The sequence below is a fragment of the Kocuria arenosa genome (genome assembly GCF_042879215.1).
In the GTDB taxonomy this organism is placed as follows: Bacteria; Actinomycetota; Actinomycetes; order Actinomycetales; family Micrococcaceae; genus Kocuria; species Kocuria arenosa.
The window spans coordinates 1-20975 of the sequence record NZ_JBHZTA010000012.1 but is presented as its reverse complement, the minus strand read 5'-3'; the positions used below and the strand labels follow the sequence as shown (position 1 = coordinate 20975).

Here is a 20975-nt window from a genome sequence, read left to right as displayed (position 1 = left end):
TTACGCCTTCTGCAGGACGGCCGACTGGATGAGGGCGGTGAGGTCGGCGAGGTCGGCCTCGGTGAGGTCCTGCAGCGGCGGGCGCACGGACCCGGCGTCGCGGCCGACTGCCTTGAGCCCGCCCTTGACGATGGAGACCCCGTAGCCCTTCACCCGGTCGCGGATCTCGATGTAGGGCAGCACGAACCGGTTGAGCTTGTCGGTGACGGCCACCCGGTCCTGGGCGCGGACGTCGCGGTAGAACTCCAGGGCGAACTCGGGCACGAAGTTGTACATCGCCGAGGAGTAGGTGCTCATCCCCAGCTGCAGCAGGGGCAGGGCAAAGGTCTCCGCGGTGGGCAGCCCGCCCAGGTAGAACAGGCGGTCCCCGTTGCGGGCGTAGACCTTGGTCAGGTGCTCGATGTCGCCGATGCCGTCCTTGAAGCCGATGAAGTTCTCATGACGCTCGGCGAGACGGGCGATGGTCTCGGCGGAGTAGATGGCGTTGGCCCGGTTGTAGGCGATCACCCCGAGGTCGGTGGCCGCGCACACCGCAGAGGCGTGGGCGAGCAGTCCGTCCTGGTCGCACTCGGTGAGGTACGGGGGCAGCAGCAGCAGGCCTTCCGCGCCGGCGGCGGCCGCGTCGTGGGCGTTGCGCACGGCCTGGGCGGTGTTGCCGGCCGCGGGGGCCAGCACCGGGACCCGGCCGCCGACCTCGTTCACGGCCGCCGCCACCACCGTGGCGGTCTCCTCGGGGGTGAGGGAGAAGCCCTCACCGGTACCGCCGGCGGCGAACAGGCCGGCCACGGGGTAGCTGGCCTGCCACGCCAGGTGCTCGCGGTAGGCGGTCTCGTCGAAGAGCAGGTCATGGTCGAACGCGGTGACGGGGAAGGACAGGAGACCGTCCTTGAGCTTGTCCGCCAGTTCCTGGGGCGTGTGTGTGGCCACGGTCGTCGTCCTTTGTATGGGTCGAGGGGAGGCGTTCTGCCTGTGAATCACGTCTCACCCTAGGGAGGACTTTTGATGCTGTCCAAGGCCGTTTTTGAATGGAGTCATGCCCTGAGGGCATCGATTGCTGAACTCAGTGCGGCTGGGTGCGCAGGAGGTCGAGCAGGTGGTGCAGGGCGGGGTTCTTGGAGGTGCGGTCCCACAGGGCGTGCAGCTCGACGGAGCCCGAGGAGCTGCTGGCCAGCCGGTGGTAGGACACGCCGTCGATGCCGAGGAGCCGGGCGGACTCCGGGACGAAGGCGATGCCTCTCCCTGCGGCCACGAGCGCCACCATGGTGAGAACCTGGCTGACGGTGTGGACGACATTGCGGTGCTCCACCTCCACGAGCCGCACCACGTGGTCGTAGAAGTACCGCGCCTTGGTGGGGGAGTGCATGATCAGCGGGGTGTCCTTGAGGTCGGTCGACGTGACGGGACGCCTGAGGGTGCTCAGCGGGTGGTCGGCCGGGACGGCTACGTACAGGTCCTCGGCGAGCAGCAGCTGCGACTCGAAGAGTTCCGTGTCGAAGGGCGGCCGGGCGAGCCCGAGGTCGAGGTCGCCGTTCTCGAGCGCCTGCAGCTGCTCGCCGGTCACCAGTTCCTGCAGGTCGACGTCGACGTCCGGCAGCACCTGCTCGATCTCACTGAGCAGCGGGCCCAGCAGGCTGAAGCCGGAGGCCGCCGTGAAGCCGATCCGCAGCACGCCTGAGCGTCCGGCCGCGATCCGGCGCGCCAGGAGGGGCGCCCGGTCGGCGGCGACCACCAGCTTGCGGGCCTCGACCAGGAACGCCCTTCCAGCGGCGGTGAGGGCCACCCGGCGGTTGTCCCGCTCCAGGAGCTCGACCCCCACCGTCTTCTCGAGCTTCTGGATCTGGCGGCTCAGGGGAGGCTGCGTCATGTTGAGCCGCACGGCGGCGCGGCCGAAGTGCAGCTCCTCGGCGACGGCGATGAAGCTCCGTGCCTGATCGAGTGTGAACATCATGTCCTCCGGGTATTACTCAATGCACGAATTGGCTTGGACAGGCATCATCATCTCTCTTTAGGCTCGGGAATCGATCCGCCTGTGATGCCACTCACAGACACGCGAGTCCTCTCGCCACCCGGTCGGGCGGTTCTGATCCCTCACACATTCAGGAGAACCCATGAAGAACACCTCGTTCCGCACGGCGCTCGTCGGCGTGACCGCAGCGACGTCGCTCCTCGCGCTCAGCGCCTGCGGTGGAAACGTCGGCGGGGGCGGGAGCGCGTCCGGGGAGGACTTCCCTGCGGATCCCATCACCCTGACCGTCGGCCAGGCCGCCGGCGGATCCACCGACCTCATCGCGCGCGCCGTGTCCGACGCCGCCTCGGAGGACCTCGGGGTCCCGATGCCGGTCGTGAACAAGCCCGGCGCCAACGGTGCCCTCGCCACGGAGGAGGTCGCCGGCGCGCCGGCCGACGGCCAGAACCTGGTGCTGCTCAACGCCTCGCTGATCACCATCACCCCGCTGGCCGTGGGCGAGGAGGAGGCCGTGTCCCTGGACGACGTCGAGGTTCTCAAGGGCCTGTCCCAGGACGACTACGTCATGGTCGCGAGCAAGGAATCCGGGTTCGAGAGCCTTGAGGACGTACAGGGCGCCTCGGGCTCGTTCAGCTACGGCACCACGGGCGTGGGCACCGGCTCCCAGCTGGCGCAGACCGTACTGTTCGCGCAGGCCGACATCAGCGGCACCGAGGTGCCCTTCGACTCCGGTTCTCCGGCGCTGACCGCCGTGCTGGGCGATCAGGTGCAGGTCGCCACCGTCCAGCTGGGCGAGGCCAAGTCGCAGATCGACGCCGGCGAGGTGATGCCCATCGTGGTGTTCTCCGAGGACCGCAACGAGTTCCTGCCCGACGTGCCCACCGCCGTCGAGTCCGGCTACGACGTCCCGGTCTCCCAGTACCGGGCGGTGGCTGCCCCCGAGGGTCTCCCGGACGACGTCAAGGCGCGGCTGGTCGAGGCCTTCGACGCCGCCGTGCAGTCGGAGACCTACCAACAGTTCAACGAGCAGAACCTGCTCACCCCGTGGGAGGTCTCGGGCGAGGAGGTCGAGGCGGAGTGGACCGAGCTCGCCGAGCGCTACGAGCAGCTCGTCAGGGAGCACGACATCTCCCTCGCCGAGTAGGGACCGGCGCCGCCATGACGACCACCACAGCCAGGAGCGACTCCATGAAGCAACCCCGCCCGGACGACACGGCTTCCGTCGCCGACGTCCTCCACGACGAGGAGACGGCGGTCGAGGACCTCACCCCGGAGCAGCTCGCCGCCCAGTGGGAGGCCGAGGGCCCGCCACCCGGCGGCCGCGTGGCGGCGCTTGGTTCGACCCTGGCGGTCACGGTGCTGGCCGCTGCGGCGGCCCTGCTGTCCCTGCGGATGGGACTGGGCACGCCGCAGCAGCCGGCCCCCGGCATGTGGCCCTTCGTGGTGAGCATCGTGGCCGTCGTGATCGGCCTGGCCCACATGGTGCTGGGCCGGCGCGGAGGAGAGGGGGAGAAGTTCACCCGGGAGTCGCTGCTGGCCGCCTACGGGCTCGTGACCCTCCTGGGACTGGTGCTGCTCATGCCCGTGATCGGGTTCGAGATCCCCGCACTGCTCCTGTCGTTCATCTGGATGAAGTTCCTCGGCGGCGAGACGTGGCGGGCCGCGGCACTGTACTCCGCGCTCGTCGTCGTCGCCTTCTACCTGATCTTCATCACTGCCCTCGGCACGTCGATCCCGCACCTGTTCTGACGGCCGCCGCCACGGCGGCCACCAACCAAAGGCTCCCGCATGGACTTCCTGCAACCCGCCCTGGACGGCTTCGGCGTCGTCCTCCAACCGACCAACCTCCTGTACTGCCTGCTGGGCGTGACCATCGGCATGCTGATCGGCGTGCTGCCCGGCCTGGGCCCCGCCGCGACCATCGCCATCCTGCTGCCGCTGACCTACGGCATCGAGCCGGTGACAGCGATCATCATGCTGGCCGGCATCTTCTACGGCGCCCAGTACGGCGGGACCATCACCTCCGTGCTGCTCCGGCTGCCCGGTGAGGCCAGCTCCGTCGTCACCGTCTTCGACGGCTACATGCTGGCCAAGCAGGGGCGCGCCGGCACCGCGCTGGGCATCGCCGCGATCGGCTCCTTCATCGGGGGCACCGTCGCGATCGTCGGTCTCACCTTCCTGGCACCGCTGGTCGCCGGCTTCGCCCTCGACTTCGGTCCGCCCGAGTACACCGCCCTCGCCCTGCTCGGCATCCTGCTCGTCGCCACCATCAGCAACGGCAACAAGTCCAAGGCGCTGATCGCCGCGTGCTTCGGGCTGCTGCTGGCCACGGTCGGCCGGGACATCTTCACCGGCGCCGAGCGGCTCACGTTCGGCAACGTCAACCTCGCCGACGGCATCGACTTCGTGCCCGTCGCCATGGGACTGTTCGGCCTCGGCGAGATCCTGCACAACCTGGAGGAGCGCCACCGGGCGGCCAAGGCGCCTGACAAGGTCTCCAACGTCTGGCCCTCCCGGGCGGATCTCAAGCAGTCCTCCGGGGCCATCGGCCGCGGCTCGGTCCTGGGCTTCTTCCTGGGCATCCTCCCCGGCGGCGGCGCCACGATCTCCTCGATGGCCGCCTACGCCATGGAGAAGAAGCGGGCGAAGCAGCCCGAGCGCTTCGGCAGGGGCGCGATCGAGGGCGTCGCCGGGCCGGAGACCGCCAACAACGCTGCGGCCACCAGCTCCTTCATCCCCCTGCTCACCCTGGGGATCCCGGCCAACGCCACGATGGCCCTGATGTTCGGCGCCCTGCTCATCCAGGGCGTCACCCCGGGGCCGCAGCTGGTCCAGCAGAACCCCGAGCTGTTCTGGGGCGTGGTCAACTCGATGTACATCGGCAACATCCTGCTGCTGATCATGTCGATCCCCCTCATCGGGGTCTTTGTGCGCATCCTCCGGGTGCGGGGCGCCATCCTCGCCCCCATCACCGTGCTGATCACGATGCTGGGCGCCTACACGATCAACAACTCGATGTTCGACGTCATGCTCGTCGTGGTCTTCGGCGCCGTCGGCTACCTCATGAAGAAGTTCGGCTTCGAGCCCGGCCCACTGGTGCTGGCCTTCGTCCTCGGCTCCTTGCTGGAGTCCAACCTGCGCCGCTCCCTCCTGGTCTTCGAGGGAGACGTCACCGGGTTCTTCACCCGTCCCATCTCGGCGACCCTGCTGCTGCTGTTCGTGCTGGTCGCCGTGCTGCCCGTCATCCAGTCCACCCTCCGCCGTCGCAGGACCTCCCGGCCGTCCCCCGTGGGGCCGGCCGACGAGGTCTCCGACCGCACCCCTGTCAAGGAGAACGCATGAGCATCCTCGTCGGTTACGTCCCCACTCCCGTCGGCGAGGCGGCCGTCCAGGCCGCCATCGAGGAGGCCCGGCTGCGGGGGGAGCGGCTGCTGATCGTGAACTCCGTGCGCGAGGGCGCCCTGGCGGACAGGTCGGTCGCTTCCGACGACGACCTGCGCCGCGTCACCTCGGCCGCCGAGTCCGCCGGCGTCCCGCACACGGTGCTGCAGCCGTCCCACCGGGACGACCTCGCCCAGGAGATCCTCGACCTCGCCCGCGAGCACGACGTGTCCCGGATCGTCATCGGCCTGCGCCAGCGCTCCCAGGTGGGGAAGTTCATCATGGGCTCGCACGCCCAGCGGATCCTCCTGCAGTCGGACCGGCCGGTCCTGGCGGTGAAGGCCGGGGAGGCGCACCTCTGAGCCGCCGACCGGCAGGCACAGGGCGCCGCCGCCGGACTCCTGTCCGGACGCGGCGCCTTGTGCGTGCCCGGGCTCAGGCGCTCTCGCGCCGCACGATCTCGCCCACCACGTGCTCGATCCGGGCCTCGTCGTGGCTCAGGGCGATGTCCGCGGCGGTCTCCCCGATCTGCTCCAGGGGGAAGCGCACGGTGGTCAGGCCGGGGGAGAAGTCCCGCAGGTTGGGGATGTCGTCGAAGCCGGCCACCCACAGGTCGTCCGGCACGGCCAGCCCGGCGTGCCGGAAGCCCGCGATCGCGCCCAGCGCCATGACGTCGTTGCCGACGACGACCGTGAGCCCGCGGACGGCCTCGGGGCCGAGCCGGTCCACCAGGCGCCTGGCGGCCTCGTAGCCGCCCTGGCTGTTGAAGTCCTCCGTGACCTCGGCCTCCACCGCCAGCCCGGCCCGCTCGAGGACCGAGCGGAAGCCCGCCCGGCGCTCGGACGCGCTGGCCAGCTCCTCGGGTCCGCCCAGGAAGGCGAAGCGGGTCCGGCCGGCCCCGATCAGCATGTCCGTCAGGTCGGAACCGGCACCGCGGTTGTCGATGGTCACGGACCCGGCGCCCTCGAGCCAGGCCTGGCCGATGGTCACCACCCGCCCCCCGTTCTTCTGGTAGCGGGTGAGCTCGGCGAGCAGCCGGGGGTCGATCTCCCGGCGGCGCGAACCGGCCATGATGATCGCGTCGGTGCGGTGGGCCGCGAAGGCCGCGACGGCGTCGAGCTGGTCGGTGCCGTCGGTGGCGGCCAGCAGCAGCTGGTGCCGGTCCGTGCGGGCCCGGCGCTGCACGCCCTTGGCGATCGAGGAGAAGTAGGGGTCGGCGATGTCGTGGACCACGAGCCCGACCAGCCCGGTGGTGGACCGCGCCAGCGCCTGCGCCTGGGCGTTGGCCACGTAGCCGAGGGTCTCCGCGGCGTCCCGGACGCGCTCGGCGATGTGCTCGGCCGGCCGGCGGTCCGAACCGTTGAGCACCCGGGACGCCGTGGCCAGGGACACCCCGGCTTCCCTGGCCACCTGGGAGAGGGTCACTGCGCTCATGGTCCGGTCCTGCTTCCTTCCCACCGCATCCGGTGGGCGTCTCGTCCCTGCGGGCCGGGGGAGTCCGGTGGCGGAAACGTGTTGACAGTCACACTGAGCCAACCCTAGAGTGGAAAGCGCTTTCCTACAAATTTCCTAGATCCTCTGGAGTTGATGATGTCCGAACCCCGAGTTCTCCGCATCGCCATGAACGGCATCACCGGCCGCATGGGCTACCGACAGCACCTGCTGCGCTCGATCCTGCCCATCCGGGACCAGGGAGGAGTGACCCTGCCGGACGGCACCCGCGTGACCGTGGAGCCGATCCTCGTGGGTCGCAACGAGGCCAAGGTCGCCGAGCTGGCGCGCCGGCACGGCGTGGAGCACTGGACCACCGATCTCGACGCGGTCATCGAGGACCCCACCGTGGACATCGTCTTCGACGCCTCCATGACCAGCCTCCGGGCGGAGACGCTGAAGAAGGCCATGCGCGCCGGCAAGCACGTCTACACCGAGAAGCCGACCGCCGAGACCCTGGAGGAGGCCGTCGAGCTCGCGCAGCTCGCCCAGGAGCGCGGCGTCACCGCCGGCGTGGTCCACGACAAGCTCTACCTCCCCGGTCTCGTGAAGCTGCGGCGGCTCGTGGACGAGGGCTTCTTCGGCCGGATCCTGTCCCTGCGCGGCGAGTTCGGGTACTGGGTCTTCGAGGGCGAGCACCAGGAGGCCCAGCGCCCGTCCTGGAACTACCGGCGCGAGGACGGCGGCTCCATGACCGTCGACATGTACTGCCACTGGAACTACGTCCTCGAGGGCATCGTGGGGCCGGTCCGGTCCGTGACCTCGACCGCCGTGACGCACATCCCCGCGCGGTGGGACGAGCAGGGCCTCGAGTACCCCGCCACCGCCGACGACGCCGCCTACGGCGTCTTCGAGCTCGAGACCCCCGAGGGCGATCCCGTGGTCGCCCAGATCAACTCCTCCTGGGCCGTGCGTGTCTACCGCGACGAGCTCGTGGAGTTCCAGGTGGACGGCACCCACGGCTCGGCGGTCGCCGGGCTGAACAAGTGCGTGGCCCAGCAGCGGGCCCACACGCCCAAGCCGGTCTGGAACCCGGACCTGCCCGTCACCGAGTCCTTCCGCGACCAGTGGCTGGAGGTGCCGGCCAACGCGGAGCTGGACAACGGGTTCAAGGCGCAGTGGGAGGAGTTCCTGGCCGACGTCGTCGCGGGCCGCGAGCACCGGTTCGGCCTGCTCTCCGCCGCACGCGGGGTGCAGCTGGCCGAGCTGGGCCTGCAGTCCTCGGCCGAGCGCCGCACCATCGACATCCCGGCCATCGAGCTGTCCCCCGCCGAGCGGCGCACCGCCGGAGCCGTCCGGTGAGCGCCGTGCTCCTGCCCGGCGCCGGAGGGTCCCTGACCGAGCACGTGCTCGCCGGACCGGGGAGCTGGACCCGGCCGCAGGCGCCCCTCACCGCGCGCAAGGCCTACGCCGCCGCGCACGTGGTGCCGCTGGCGCTCGGGGACAACACCCCCGGGGCGCCGGCGCAGCTCGACTGGGACGCGACCCTGGGCTTCCGCCACGACATCTGGTCCTACGGGCTGGGCGTCGCCGACGCCATGGACACCGCCCAGCGCGGGATGGGCCTGGACTGGCCGGCCACCCAGCAGCTGATCCGGCGCTCGACCGCCGAGGCCTCGGCGGCGCTGGCCACCGGGAACCCTGCCCTGGAGGGCAGGACCGTCCGCGACCTCATCGCCTGTGGGGCGGGCACGGACCAGCTCGACCCGGCGGGCGTCGCGGCCGGTGAGACCGGGCTGCGCGCCGTGGTCGAGGCCTACCGGGAGCAGGTCGAGGTGGTCGAGGGCGCCGGGGCGAAGGTCGTCCTGATGGCCTCCCGCGCCCTCGTGCGGGCCGCCCGGGACGCCGACGACTACCTGCGGGTCTACTCCCAGCTGCTGGACGAGGCCCGGCACCCGGTGGTCCTGCACTGGCTCGGGACGATGTTCGACCCGGCGCTGACCGGCTACTGGGGCAGCGACGCGGTGGGCACGGCCACGGAGACCTTCCTCGAGCTCATCCGGTCCCACCCGGGCAAGGTCGACGGCGTGAAGGTGTCCCTCCTGGACGCCGCGCACGAGACCCGGCTGCGGGCGGCGCTGCCGGAGGGGGTCCGCCTCTACACCGGCGACGACTTCAACTACCCCGAGCTCATCGACGGCGACGGCACCCGGCACTCCGACGCGCTGCTGGGCATCTTCGCGGGCATCTACCCGGCGGCGTCCACCGCGCTGCAGGCCTACGACGCCGGGGAGCCCGGCCGGGCGCGGGCGATCCTCGACGCCACGGAGGAGCTGGGGCGCCACGTCTTCAGCGCCCCGACCTTCTACTACAAGTGCGGCATCGCGTTCCTGTCGTGGCTCAACGGCAGCCAGCCCGGCTTCCAGATGGTCGGCGGGCTGCACTCGGGCCGTTCCGTGCCGCACCTGGTCGAGGTGTTCCGGCTGGCCGACCGCGCCGGGCTGCTGCTCGACCCCGAGCTCGCCGCGCGGCGGATGACCACCTTCCTGGACGGGGCGGGCCTCGGCGCGCCGGTCCTCGCGTCGGCCGGCAGCACCGGAGGTGCGGCATGAGCGCGGAGTTCCAGCTGTCGCTGAACACGGGCACCACCCGCGGCCTGACCCTGCAGCAGGCCGTGGACGCCACCGCCCGGGCCGGGCTGGGGCACATCGGCGTGTGGCGCGACCGCGTGGCCGAGGCCGGGCTCGAGAACGCGGCCCGGATCATCTCCCAGGCGGGCCTGCAGGTCTCCAGCCTGTGCCGCGGTGGCTTCCTCACGGCGGCCGACGAAGCCGGGCAGCGGGCCGCGCTCGAGAGCAACCGGGACGCGATCCGGGAGGCCCAGGTCCTGGGCACGAGCGAGCTGATCATGGTCGTCGGCGGCCTGCCCGCCGCGGCCCACGTCCTGGGCGGCGAGGGCGACCGGGCCGACAAGGACCTCGTGGCGGCCCGCGAGCGCGTGGCCGAACGGCTCGCGGAGCTCGTCCCCTTCGCCCGGGAGCACGGCGTGCGCCTCGTGCTCGAGGCGCTCCACCCCATGTACGCGGCCGACCGGGCTGTGCTCTCCACGCTCGGGCAGGCCCTGGACTTCGCGGCCCCGCACCCGGTGGACGCCGTGGGCGTGGTGGTGGACACCTTCCACGTCTGGTGGGACCCCGGGCTGGAGGCCCAGATCGCCCGGGCCGGGGCGGAGGGGCGGCTGGCGTCCTACCAGGTCTGCGACTTCAACCTGCCGATCGCCTCCGACGCCCTGCTCTCCCGCGGGATGATGGGGGACGGGGTGATCGACTTCGGCACGATCGGTCGCTGGGTCGCCGCCGCCGGCTACACGGGCCCGGTCGAGGTCGAGATCTTCAACCAGGAGATCTTCGACCAGGACCCGGACGTCGTGCTCGCCGTGATGAAGGAGCGCTGGGAGTCCATCGTGCTGCCGTCCCTGACCGGCGCACCCGCTGCCGCGACCGCCTGACGTGGGGCCGCACGAGCTCGGCGACCGCCCCCGGGTGGTCGTGGCCCCCGACAAGTTCAAGGGGTCGTTGACGGCGGCCGAGGCCGCCGCCGTGCTCGCCGCCGGGGTGCGCCGGCACCGGCCCGGGGCTCGGATTCGCTGCGTACCCCTGGCCGACGGGGGCGAGGGCACGGTCGACGCCGCGGTGGCGGCCGGGGCGCGGCTGCGCCGCACTCTCGTCCGGGGCGCCGTGGAGGGCCGGGTGCGGGCGCGCTGGGCGGTGCTCACGGCGCCCTCCGGCGCCACCGCCGCGGTGATCGAGTCCGCCCAGGCGAGCGGTCTGGACCAGGTGCGCCCGAGTCCCGCAACGGCCCGCGCGGCGCACAGCTACGGCTGCGGCCAGCTGATCCGGGCGGCGCTGGACGCCGGGGCGACCGACGTCGTCGTCGGCCTCGGCGGCTCCGCGATGACGGACGGGGGCTCGGGCGCCCTGCGGGCGCTCGGCCTGGAGGTCCTCGACGACGACGGCGCCCCCGTTCCCCTGGGCGGGGAGGGGCTGCTGTCCGCCGCCCGCCTGGACGCCTCCGCCCTGGACCCGAGGCTGCGCGCGGTGCGGCTGCGGCTGGCCGTGGACGTGCAGAACCCGCTGCACGGCCCCGACGGGGCCGCGCACGTCTTCGCCGCGCAGAAGGGCGCCGACCGTGCCGCCCGGCGCGAGCTGGACGCCGCGCTCCGGCGCTGGGCCGGGCTGCTGGCCGGTCTCGAGGGCGCCCGTCCGTTCCTGCTCCCGGGGGCCGGCGCCGCCGGCGGCTTCCCGGCCGGCTTCCTGGCCCTGACCCCGGCGACGCTCGAGCGCGGCTTCGACCTCGTGTCCTCCCTCGTGGGGCTCGAGGAGCAGCTCGAGGACGCGGACCTGCTCGTCGTCGGCGAGGGGTCGCTGGACCTCCAGTCGCTGCAGGGCAAGGCGCCGCTCGCCGCGGCCGCCCTCGCCGCGGCCCGGGGCGTGCCCGTCGTGGCCGTGGCCGGGAAGCTGGCCCTGTCCGCGGAGCAGCTGCGTGGCGCGGGGGTCCTGGCGGCGGCCTCGCTCGTGGGCGTCGCACCCTCCGTCCGGGCGGCCCAGGACGAGGCGGAGCGCTACGGCCCGCCGGCGACGGTGGAGGCGCTGCGCCTCCTGGCCGGGGCGTCGTCCGCCGTCCGGGGGCGCGCCGTCCCCGCAACCGGGGCCTGAACCGCCGTAGATTTGTGGTTGACGTCACACCGGACGGCCACTAGCCTGGACGCAACGCAGCTCTGGAAAACGCTTTCCCACTCGTTCCGAGGAGATACCGATGACATCGAGTCACATCCACGCTGGACCGCACCGGGGGCCCCGTGCGCGGACGGTCCGGGAGGTGGTCCCGGCATGAGCGTCGTGGAGGAGATCACCCGCAAGGGCCTGCCCGAGGGGCAGAGCCCGGCGAAGAAGTCCCGGGGCAGGACCCGGGCCGAGCGGCGGGACAACAGGGCGGCGGCGGTCTTCCTGGCGCCCTGGATCGTGGGACTGGTGGTCATCACCCTGGGCCCCATGCTGATGTCCCTCTACCTCTCGTTCACCGACTACAACCTCATGCGGGCGCCCGACTGGATCGGGACGGAGAACTTCTCCCGGATGCTGGCGGACGAGCGGCTGCACAACTCGCTGCAGGTCACCTTCACGTACGTGTTCGTCGGGGTGCCGCTGCAGCTCATCCTGGCCCTGGCGATCGCCATGGTCCTCGACCGGGGCCTGCGCGGCCTCGCGTTCTACCGCTCCGTCTTCTACCTGCCGTCCCTGCTCGGCTCCTCGGTGGCCATCGCCATCCTCTGGAAGCAGCTCTTCGGCACCTCCGGACTGGTCAACCAGGTCCTGGCGCTCGTGGGCATCGAGGGCATCGGCTGGATCGCGGATCCCCGGACCGCGCTCGGCAGCATCATCCTGCTGCACGTGTGGACCTTCGGGGCCCCGATGATCATCTTCCTCGCGGGCCTGCGCCAGATCCCCACCATGTACTACGAGGCGGCCTCCATCGACGGCGCCGGCAGGATCACGCAGTTCTTCCGGATCACGCTGCCGCTGCTGAGCCCCATCATCTTCTTCAACCTGGTGCTGCAGATCATCCAGGCGTTCCAGTCCTTCACGCAGGCGTTCATCGTCTCCGGCGGCCGAGGAGGCCCGTCCGACTCGACGATGTTCTTCACGCTCTACCTGTACCAGACGGGCTTCGGCCGCTTCGACATGGGCTACGCCGCGGCCATGGCCTGGCTGCTGCTCGTCATCATCGGGGCGTTCACCGCCCTCAACTTCATCGCGTCTAAGTATTGGGTGTTCTACGATGACTAACTCGACAATCGCCTACGACCCCGCCCCGACGCTCGAGCAGGGCTCCGACCCGGCGCCGTCCGGGACCTCGGAGCACGCCACGAAGCGGGGGCCCGGCACGCGGGCGCGGATCCGCTCCCTGCTCAAGCACCTGGCGCTGATCCTCACCGGCGGCGTGATGATCTACCCGCTGCTGTGGATGGTGGCCAGCTCCCTGCGCCCCGACGACATCATCTTCCGCGAACCCGGGATCCTGCTCCAGACGCTCGAGACCGCGAACTACTCGGACGGGTGGGGCGCCCTGTCCAGCCCGTTCAGCGTGTACCTGTTCAACTCCGCGGTGGTGGTGCTCGGGTGCATCGTCGGGAACCTGGTCTCCTGCTCCATGGCGGCCTACGCGTTCGCCCGGCTGGAGTTCCGCTTCAAGAAGCCGGCCTTCGCCCTCATGCTCCTCACGATCATGCTGCCGTTCCACGTGGTGATCGTGCCGCAGTACATCATGTTCTCCCAGATCGGGTGGGTGAACACCTTCTGGCCCCTCATCGTGCCGAAGCTGCTCGCCACCGACGCGTTCTTCGTGTTCCTCATGGTCCAGTTCATCCGCGGCATCCCCAAGGACATGGACGAGGCGGCGCGGATCGACGGCGCCGGGCACGCACGGATCTTCGGGCAGATCATCCTGCCGATGATGGTCCCGGCCCTGGCCACCACCACGATCTTCACGTTCATCTGGACCTGGAACGACTTCTTCAGCGCCCTGATCTACCTGACCGACCCGAACATGTTCACCGTCCCCGTGGCGCTGCGGGCCTTCGTGGACGCCTCCGGGGAGTCCTCGTGGGGCTCTCTGTTCGCGATGTCGATCGTGTCCCTGCTGCCCGTGTTCATCGCCTTCCTCGTGGGACAGAAGTTCCTCGTCAAGGGCATCGCCACCACGGGCATCAAGTAACGGCCGGTGGTCCCGGTGTCCCCGGCCCGCCCGGGCCGGGGACACCGGGACCGCTCCACCCACCGCACACCCACCCCCAGAACCAGGAGCCATCGATGGACAGCGCAGAGCACAGCGGCACGGACGGCACGGCCCGGCAGGGGAGGCGGACCCGGTACGTCCTGGTCGGCGCCGGCAACCGGTGCGAGATGTACCTCCGCTCCCTGCTGGACGACCACGCCGACGTCGCCGAGCTGGTGGCGGTGGGCGACACCAACCCCGGGCGGGCCGAGCACTACCGCCGGCTGGCCGAGGAGACGTCGGGCGTCCGGATCGGCGTCCTGGACCCCGCGGAGCTCACCCGGGCGATCCGGGAGCAGGGGATCGACCGCGTCATCATCACCACCCCGGACGCCACCCACGCCGACTACATCTGCGAGACGCTGCGCGCCGGGGCCGACGCCGTCGTCGAGAAGCCCCTGACCGTGGACGCGGCGGGATGCCGCCGCATCAGCGCGGCCGTCGAGGAGACCGGCCGCCACGTGGTGGTGACCTTCAACTACCGGTACTCCCCGCGCAACACCGCGCTCAAGGACGTGGTCGCGTCCGGCCGGATCGGCACCGTCACCTCCGTGGACTTCAGCTGGATGCTCGACACCGTGCACGGCGCCGACTACTTCCGCCGCTGGCACCGGCAGAAGGAGAACTCCGGCGGGCTGCTGGTGCACAAGTCCTCCCACCACTTCGACCTGGTCAACTGGTGGCTGGCCGACACCCCCGAGCGGGTCTTCGCCTCGGGCGGGCTGCGGTTCTACGGCCGGGAGAACGCCGAGGCCCGGGCGCTCGCCGGCACCGCGGGACGGGACGTCGAGGGGGGCGACCCCTTCGCCCTGGACCTGCGCACCGACGAGCGACTGAGCCGGCTCTACCTCGACCACCAGCACCACGACGGGTACCGCCGGGACCAGGACGTGTTCTCGGACGGGATCAGCATCGAGGACAACCTGGCGCTCGTGGTGGACTACGCCCGCGGCGCCACCCTCTCCTACTCCCTCAACGCGCACTCCCCGTGGGAGGGGTACCGGGTGGCCGTCAACGGCACCGAGGGCCGGGCCGAGCTGGAGGTCGTGGAACGGGCGGCCGTGCTCCCCGCGAGCGGCGGCTCCCCGGTGGACCCCTCGGTCACGGTGGGCCCGCACCGGGGCGGGGTCCGCCGCCGCGGCGAGCGCCTGACCGTCCAGCGCCACTGGGGCGCCGCGGAGGAGGTCGCCATCAGCAACGGGGCGGGCAGCCACGGGGGCGGGGACCGCCTGCTGCTGGCGGACGTCTTCCGGGGCCCCGGCGAGGACCCGTACGGCCGGCCCTCCGGCTACCGCGACGGCGTGGCGGCGGTGGCCGTGGGCATCGCCGGCAACCGGTCCCTCGAGACCGGGCTGCCCGTGCGGATCGCCGAGCTGGACCTGGGCGCGGCGGCCGGGGCGCACCGGAGCGAGGTCCCGGCATGAGCCGCGTCCTCGTCACCGGCGGCGCGGGCCGGCTCGGCCGCAGCGTGGTCGCCGGGCTGGCGGAGGCCGGCTACGACGTCGTCAGCGTCGACCGGGCCCTGCCCGCCGACCCCCACGCCGCCGACCAGCGACTCACCGACCAGCACCCCGCCGTGGAGCACCACGGCGCCGACCTCACCGATCCGGACGCCACGCACGCGCTGATGCGCAGCACCCGCCCGGACGCCGTGATCAACCTGGCGGCCATCGCCGTCCCGTTCAGCGCCCCCGAGCACGTCATCCTGCGGACCAACGCGGTGATCGCGCACAACGTGGCCGGCGCGGCGACCGAGGCCGGGGTGCGGCGGATCGTCATGGCCAGCAGCCCCACCGTGCTGGGCTACGGCTCCCCGGCGGGCTGGCTGCCGCCCGCGCTCCCGCTGACCGAGGAGACCCCGCCCCGGCCGTGGCACGCCTACGGGCTGTCCAAGCACGTGGCGGAGCAGGTGGCGCAGATGTTCGCCGCGGCCCGGGGCGAGACCGTGCGCTACGCGTCCTTCCGTCCCTGCTACGTGATCGCCCCCGAGGAGTGGGAGGGCGCCCCGACCCAGCAGGGCCACACCGTGCGGGAGCGGCTCGACGACCCCGCGCTCGCGGCGCCGGCGCTGTTCAACTACGTGGACGCGCGCGACGTCACGTCCTTCCTGGAGGCGCTGCTCGAGCGGATGGGCGCGATCCGCAACGGCGACACCTTCCTCGTGGGCGCCGCCGACGCCCTGGCCCGGCGCCCGCTCGCCGAGCTGGTCCCCGAGTTCGTCCCCGGGAGCGAGGAGCTCGCGGCGGGACTGACCGGGACGGCCCCCGCCTTCAGCATCGACAAGGCCCGCCGGGTCCTGGGCTGGGAGCCGGCGCGCAGCTGGCGCACCGAGCTCCGGGAGGACCCCGTGGCCGCCGCCTCCGGGGAGCCCGTGGGCGCCGGACGGCACGGGAAGGACACCGCGTGAGCATCGCAGCCCTGCACACGGAGCTCATCACGGCCCGGCTGCTGCGCGGCTGGGGGCCGGAGGCGCCGCAGAACCACCTCGTCGCCGTCACGGTCGTGGCCGACGACGGCGCCATCGGCACCGGCTTCTCCTGGACCCCCACCATCGGGTCGACGGCCGTGAAGGCCCTCCTCGACGACGACCTCGCGGGCTTCGTGCGCGGACGCTCCGAGAGCCCCGAGGCCCTCTGGGACGACGCCTGGAAGCACCTGCACGAGGGAGGCGCCGGCCTGACCGGCGTCGCGCTCGCGGGCGTGGACCTGGCGCTGTGGGACCTCCGGGCGCGCCGGGCCGGGGTCTCGATCACCGCGCTGCTGGGCCGGCGGCAGGAGAGCGTGGCCGTCTACGGCTCCGGCGTGAACCTGCACTACTCCCTGGACGAGCTGCAGGACCAGGTGCGCCGGTGGGTCGCCGCCGGCCTCGGCGCGGTCAAGATCAAGGTGGGCAGGGCCGACCTGCGCGAGGACGTGGAGCGGGTGGCCGCCGTCCGGGAGCTGCTCGGGCCGGACCGCGGGCTCATGATCGACGCCAATCAGCGGTGGGACCTGCCGACGGCGCGCCGGGCCCTGGACGCCCTGGCCGAGTTCGGGCCGTCGTGGCTCGAGGAGCCGCTGCGCGCGGACGACCTCGAGGGCTACCGGCAGCTGCGCCGGTTCAGCCGGGTCCCCATCGCGCTGGGGGAGAACCTGCACAACATCTACCGCTTCCGGGACTTCATCACGGCCGGCGCGGTGGACGTCGTCCAGCCGAACATCGTCCGGGTGGGCGGCATCACGCCGTTCCGGCGGATCGTGGAGCTCGCGCGCGCACACAGCGTGGGGATCGCCCCGCACCTGCTGCCGGACCTCTCCGGGCAGCTGGCCCTGACCCTCGCCGAGCCCACCATGGTGGAGGTCGTGGAGGACGCGGGTTTCGCGGACCTCGGCATCCTGACCGGGCCGTCCCCGGTCGTGGTGACGGGCTCGCGGCTGGACACCCGGGACCTGCCCGGGCTCGGCCTGGTCCTGCAGCAGCAGGCGCTGCCCGCCCTGGACGGTGCGCGTCCCTGAGCGCCGGCACCGGAACCCGGACAGCCGGAAGGCCCGCACCCCCGGGGGTGCGGGCCTTCCGGCTGTCCGGGCGGGCGGCGCTCAGCGCTCCAGCACGGCCGGGCGGTCCCGGCCCCGGACCCGGACCACAGGCCAGCCCGGGTCCACGGACAGGGGCCTGATCCCGTCGGGGCCCAGCAGCACCGTGTCCTCGATCTTCGTGCCCGGCGCGGACGGGTTCCACGTGAAGGCCTGGTGCTCGTGCACGAGGTCCGGCACCCCCGGGGCGAGCCGGGGATCCCGCCCGGCGTAGCCGGCGGGCCCGCCCTGGTGGTGCCGGGTCCACTCCTCGGCGTCGAAGCCGTGGCGCGGATAGGCGTGCCGGAGCACCGGCAGCAGGTCCGCGAGGGGCAGCCCGGGGCGCAGCGCGTCGAGGACGTCCGCCTCGACCTCCGCGATCCTCGCCTCCGCGTCCGCCTCGGCGGGGTCCGCCGGGCCGAAGCGCACCCAGCGGGTCACGTTGGCGATCAGTCCCCCGCGGCGGGCGCAGACGACCGCCATCGCCCGCCGGCCCAGGGGCCCGGCGGTCGGGAGGGGGTGGCGGTGGGGCAGGCGGTCCGCGCCGCCGCACAGCACCACGAGGGGGTCCGCGCCCGCGCGCACCAGCTCGGCGGTCAGCCCGGCGGCGAGCTCCCGCTCGGTGGTGCGCGGGGTCGCCCGGGCCAGGGCACCGGTCAGCACCGCCGCGGCGTCCCGGCACAGCCGTTCGTAGCGCTGCGCCTCACCCGGGAGCAGAGCGGCTCGCGCCGCCCGCAGCGGCGCGGCGACGCAGTCCTCGGAGGCGACGGCCATCGAGCGCGCCGCGGGGAACCAGTCCTCCGGCGCCGTGAGGGAGCCGTGCCAGGGCACCTCGTGCAGCCGGACGTCCGCGGGCAGCTCCTCGGCCAGCAGGCGGGCGGCCTCGTTGCCGGAGGTCACGACCTCGTCGCCGTCCCGGTGCACCAGGACGGCGGCCACCGGCGGGCCGGCGAGCGAGACGTGCACCCGCGCCCCGTCGAGGTACCAGGACACGGCGGAGTGGCTCTGCAGCAGCACGGCGTCGACACCGCGGGTGTCGAGCACGCGCAGGACCCGCCGGCGCTTCTCCGCCCGCTCCGGGGCGCTCACGCGTCCCGGCCCCGGGCCGCGTCCCCGAGCAGGGCCTCCGCCCGGGCGGCGTCGAGACGGCCGTCGACGACGAGCACGCGCACCTCCCGCTCGACCGGCCGCCCCGTCGTCGTCGTGACGGCCGTGTCCCAGGCCAGGGCGAGGCCCACCCCCGGGTACCCGGCGTGCCGGACGAACCAGGGGTCGGCCGAGTCGTCGCCGCGCCGGAGGACGAGGGTCGCGGGGCGCCCCGCGAAGTCGGCGGAGAAGGCCAGCCACGGGGACGTGCTGCCGTGCACGGCCTCCTCGCCCGCCGCGTCCGCGGTGAAGACGTCCGCGTCCGTGCAGGCGGGGAGCCGCCAGAAGAACCCGCCGTAGCCGCCGCCGGCCCGGCCGTTGGAGCCGGGGCTGCCGAGCCGCACCGGGCGCTCGCCGGCGGGGGACAGGCGGAAGCGCAGGCCGAGCTCCCACGCGTGCTCGTGCACGGGGCGGAACGTCCAGCGCCGCTCCTCGGTGAGCACCGCGGCGCCGTCCGGGCCCGTCCAGGAGAGCTCCTCGTCCAGGCGGTCGCCGGCGTGGTGGGCCGCGACGCGGACCACGCGGCCGTGGTCGTCCCGCCACACGTAGCGCTGCGCCTCCCGGGTGTAGGTGCGCCCGCCCCAGAAGTTGAGGCCGTCCACGTCCTGGAGCGCCGTGGAGACCCCCAGGTGCCAGACGTGGTCCAGGGGCTGCTGGTCCGTGACGGTGGTGCCGCCGAGGGTCCGGACGGGGTGCAGGAACGGACGGGGGGACGCGGTCGGGGCGACGTCCTCGCCCGTGCGGACCTGCGCGACCTCGCGGTCTCCGACGGCGACGCTGCTGTTGGTGGCGGCAGGGCTCGCCCAGGGGGCGCCCAGGCCGGTGAAGTCCGACTGGGCCCTGACCGCCCGCGCCGCCCAGTCCTCGACCCCGTCGAGGACGGCACGCGGTGCCGTGCCGCCGTCCTGCACCCAGCGCACGTGCTCGGGGCCGATCGGGACGGGGTCCGGGGCGGTGCGGACGGCGTCCAGCACCCGCATGAAGGCCCCCGTGGAGACCAGCGGGCACAGCAGCGCGGTGCCTCCGAGCCGGGCGTCGAGCAGGTTCTCGAGCAGGTTCGTGCGCCCCGACTCGACGACGCGCGTCCCCCCGGGCCCCGTGACGGTCAGCCGGTCCTGGGTGTAGTGCAGGACGGCCTGCCCCTCCGTGCCGTCGACGGTGATGAACGGGTCCTGCTGCTCGGCGGCGCACAGGGTCAGGGCGCACGTGACCGGGACGCCGGCCGTCGTGCGCACCCGGACCACCGAGGTGTCGTCGGAGTCGATGGCGTTGGCCCGGTAGAGCTCGGTGCGCAGCTCGGCGACGTCCTCGCGGGTGCGGGCGCCGGCGAGGTGCAGGGCGGTCATCACCGCGTGGGCCAGCGGATTGGTGACCACGCCGTCCACCACGTCCACGCCGTCGATGCGGCGCCGTCCCGCCCACGGGGACCGGGTGAAGTAGTCCGTGTCCCGGGACCACAGCCCCGTGGCGCCGACCGCGCGGAGCCGCCCGATCTCCCCGCTCGCGAGCAGATGCTCGACGACCGCCAAGGAGTGGGAGCCCAGGCTCTGGAAGCCCACCTGGACGAGCCGGTCCGCCGCCTCGGCGGCCTCGAGGAGGCGGTCGAACTGGTCGAGATTGGCCACGGGGGGCTTCTCGAGCAGGACGTCGGCACCCATCCGCAGGGCGGACCGGGCGAGCTCGAAGTGGGTGTCGATGGGCGTGGAGATCACCACCACGTCCACGTCCAGGCGCGCGGCCCCGAGCTGCTCCAGGTCGCCGAACATGGGCACGCCCGGTCCGAGCACCCCGTCGTCGTCGACCCGCCGGTCGACGGCCGCCACCAGGCTGACGCGGCCCTCGTCCTCGAGCCGGCGGATGTTCGCGAGGTGGCGTCCGCCGAAGCCGCCGATCCCCACCAGGCAGACCCGCACGGGTCCCTCCGGCGCGGTGCGGGCGGCGGGGGCGGACACGGTCTGGGGCTGCACAGGTTCTCCTGGGGATCGGGATCGGGATCGGGGTCGGGGTCGGCGGTCGGGGTCAGGGTCGGCGGTCGGGGACGGAGGCGGGGACAGGCGCGGGGACGGGCGCGGCGGTGGGGTCAGGCGGAAGCGGCCGCGGAGGCCGCCGAGCCCGCGCCCGGCGAGGTCCGGTCCCCGAGGCGCTGCCCGCCCCTGGCGTCGAACAGGTGCACGTGCCCCAGTTTGGGGCGCACGTAGGTCGTGGTGCCCGCCCTCGGGGGCGTGCGCCCGTCCACGCGGCCGGTGATCAGGTGCTGCTCGCCGTGGACGGTGGTGTGCCCGTAGACGTAGGCGTCGGCGCCGAGCTCCTCGACCACGTCGATCTCCACGGCGAGGCCCTCACCGGCGGGGGCCTGCTCGAGGTCCTCGGGGCGCACGCCCAGGACCACGGTCTTCTCCCGGGTGGCGCCGAGCACGTCGCGCGGGACCGGGTGGACGGTGCCGCCGAACAGCACGCCGTCCTCGGTCAGGGGCAGCTCGAGCAGGTTCATGGCGGGGGAGCCGATGAACCCGGCCACGAAGACGTTGTCCGGCCGGTCGTAGAGGTTGCGCGGGGTGTCGACCTGCTGCAGCAGCCCGTCCTTGAGCACGGCGACCCGGTCGCCCATGGTCATCGCCTCGACCTGGTCGTGGGTCACGTACACGGTGGTGACCCCCAGCCGGCG

The 20975-nt window shown here is 72.9% G+C and carries 19 protein-coding genes; 13 read left to right on the top strand and 6 right to left on the bottom strand.

Annotated features, from left to right (window positions below):
* Together kdgD and ACFYE3_RS16550 are read right to left on the bottom strand one after the other, a co-directional pair.
* Positions 1–927, bottom strand: coding sequence for a 5-dehydro-4-deoxyglucarate dehydratase (gene kdgD, locus ACFYE3_RS16555; RefSeq protein WP_387610912.1), 927 nt, complete (start codon positions 925–927; stop codon positions 1–3).
* Positions 928–1060: 133 nt separating this feature from the next.
* Positions 1061–1945 carry a LysR family transcriptional regulator gene (locus ACFYE3_RS16550; RefSeq protein ID WP_387611007.1) on the bottom strand — a complete coding sequence of 295 codons (885 nt, stop codon included), beginning with the start codon at positions 1943–1945 and terminating at the stop codon, positions 1061–1063.
* 163 nt (positions 1946–2108) lie between these two features.
* Here ACFYE3_RS16550 and ACFYE3_RS16545 point away from each other — a divergent pair, with 163 nt between their 5' ends.
* The 4 genes from ACFYE3_RS16545 to ACFYE3_RS16530 are packed head-to-tail and all read left to right on the top strand — an operon-like array spanning position 2109 to position 5709.
* Positions 2109–3110 carry a Bug family tripartite tricarboxylate transporter substrate binding protein gene (locus ACFYE3_RS16545; RefSeq protein ID WP_387610911.1) on the top strand — a complete coding sequence of 334 codons (1002 nt, stop codon included), beginning with the start codon at positions 2109–2111 and terminating at the stop codon, positions 3108–3110.
* A 44-nt stretch (positions 3111–3154) separates the two neighbouring features.
* On the top strand, positions 3155–3715 hold the full coding sequence (locus ACFYE3_RS16540) for a tripartite tricarboxylate transporter TctB family protein (RefSeq protein ID WP_387610909.1): 561 nt from the start codon (positions 3155–3157) through the stop codon (positions 3713–3715).
* A gap of 39 nt (positions 3716–3754) precedes the next feature.
* Complete coding sequence (locus tag ACFYE3_RS16535; protein WP_387610907.1) at positions 3755–5308, top strand: tripartite tricarboxylate transporter permease; 1554 nt, start codon at positions 3755–3757, stop codon at positions 5306–5308.
* On the top strand, positions 5305–5709 hold the full coding sequence (locus ACFYE3_RS16530; RefSeq protein ID WP_368823282.1) for a universal stress protein: 405 nt from the start codon (positions 5305–5307) through the stop codon (positions 5707–5709). Before ACFYE3_RS16535 ends, ACFYE3_RS16530 begins: the two co-directional genes overlap by 4 nt.
* Before the next feature lie 73 nt (positions 5710–5782).
* Here the strand turns inward: ACFYE3_RS16530 and ACFYE3_RS16525 are convergent, their stop codons facing one another.
* Complete coding sequence (locus ACFYE3_RS16525; RefSeq protein ID WP_387610906.1) at positions 5783–6781, bottom strand: LacI family DNA-binding transcriptional regulator; 999 nt, start codon at positions 6779–6781, stop codon at positions 5783–5785.
* 156 nt (positions 6782–6937) lie between these two features.
* On the opposite strand from ACFYE3_RS16525, the gene ACFYE3_RS16520 reads away from it, so the two are divergent.
* The 9 genes from ACFYE3_RS16520 (at position 6938) to ACFYE3_RS16480 (ending at position 17107) form a co-directional block, all read left to right on the top strand.
* The gene (locus ACFYE3_RS16520; protein WP_387611006.1) at positions 6938–8140 is read left to right on the top strand and encodes a Gfo/Idh/MocA family protein; all 1203 of its coding nucleotides are present in this window, start codon (positions 6938–6940) and stop codon (positions 8138–8140) included.
* Positions 8137–9390, top strand: a complete 1254-nt coding sequence (locus ACFYE3_RS16515) for a dihydrodipicolinate synthase family protein (protein ID WP_387610904.1) — start codon at positions 8137–8139, stop codon at positions 9388–9390. Before ACFYE3_RS16520 ends, ACFYE3_RS16515 begins: the two co-directional genes overlap by 4 nt.
* A complete protein-coding gene (locus ACFYE3_RS16510; RefSeq protein ID WP_387610902.1) occupies positions 9387–10286 on the top strand; it encodes a sugar phosphate isomerase/epimerase family protein in 900 nt (299 codons plus the stop codon). The genes ACFYE3_RS16515 and ACFYE3_RS16510 overlap by 4 nt, the downstream gene beginning before the upstream one ends.
* 1 nt (position 10287) lies before the next feature.
* Complete coding sequence (locus tag ACFYE3_RS16505; protein ID WP_387610900.1) at positions 10288–11493, top strand: glycerate kinase; 1206 nt, start codon at positions 10288–10290, stop codon at positions 11491–11493.
* Between the two features lie 174 nt (positions 11494–11667).
* Positions 11668–12624, top strand: a complete 957-nt coding sequence (locus ACFYE3_RS16500; protein WP_387610898.1) for a carbohydrate ABC transporter permease — start codon at positions 11668–11670, stop codon at positions 12622–12624.
* On the top strand, positions 12617–13552 hold the full coding sequence (locus ACFYE3_RS16495; protein WP_387610896.1) for a carbohydrate ABC transporter permease: 936 nt from the start codon (positions 12617–12619) through the stop codon (positions 13550–13552). Before ACFYE3_RS16500 ends, ACFYE3_RS16495 begins: the two co-directional genes overlap by 8 nt.
* A gap of 95 nt (positions 13553–13647) precedes the next feature.
* Positions 13648–15036: a Gfo/Idh/MocA family oxidoreductase gene (locus tag ACFYE3_RS16490; protein WP_387610894.1), complete on the top strand. Its 1389-nt coding sequence runs from the start codon at positions 13648–13650 to the stop codon at positions 15034–15036.
* The gene (locus ACFYE3_RS16485; RefSeq protein ID WP_387610892.1) at positions 15033–16019 is read left to right on the top strand and encodes an NAD-dependent epimerase/dehydratase family protein; all 987 of its coding nucleotides are present in this window, start codon (positions 15033–15035) and stop codon (positions 16017–16019) included. The genes ACFYE3_RS16490 and ACFYE3_RS16485 overlap by 4 nt, the downstream gene beginning before the upstream one ends.
* Positions 16016–17107 carry a mandelate racemase/muconate lactonizing enzyme family protein gene (locus ACFYE3_RS16480; protein ID WP_387610891.1) on the top strand — a complete coding sequence of 364 codons (1092 nt, stop codon included), beginning with the start codon at positions 16016–16018 and terminating at the stop codon, positions 17105–17107. The genes ACFYE3_RS16485 and ACFYE3_RS16480 overlap by 4 nt, the downstream gene beginning before the upstream one ends.
* 81 nt (positions 17108–17188) lie before the next feature.
* On the opposite strand, the gene ACFYE3_RS16475 is transcribed toward ACFYE3_RS16480, so the two are convergent.
* The 3 genes from ACFYE3_RS16475 to ACFYE3_RS16465 all read right to left on the bottom strand — a co-directional run.
* Positions 17189–18253: a M24 family metallopeptidase gene (locus tag ACFYE3_RS16475; RefSeq protein ID WP_387610889.1), complete on the bottom strand. Its 1065-nt coding sequence runs from the start codon at positions 18251–18253 to the stop codon at positions 17189–17191.
* On the bottom strand, positions 18250–20277 hold the full coding sequence (locus ACFYE3_RS16470) for a DUF6807 family protein (protein ID WP_387610887.1): 2028 nt from the start codon (positions 20275–20277) through the stop codon (positions 18250–18252). The genes ACFYE3_RS16475 and ACFYE3_RS16470 overlap by 4 nt, the downstream gene beginning before the upstream one ends.
* Before the next feature lie 113 nt (positions 20278–20390).
* The coding region (locus ACFYE3_RS16465; RefSeq protein WP_387610885.1) for an ABC transporter ATP-binding protein at positions 20391–20975 on the bottom strand (585 nt) is incomplete at its 5' end.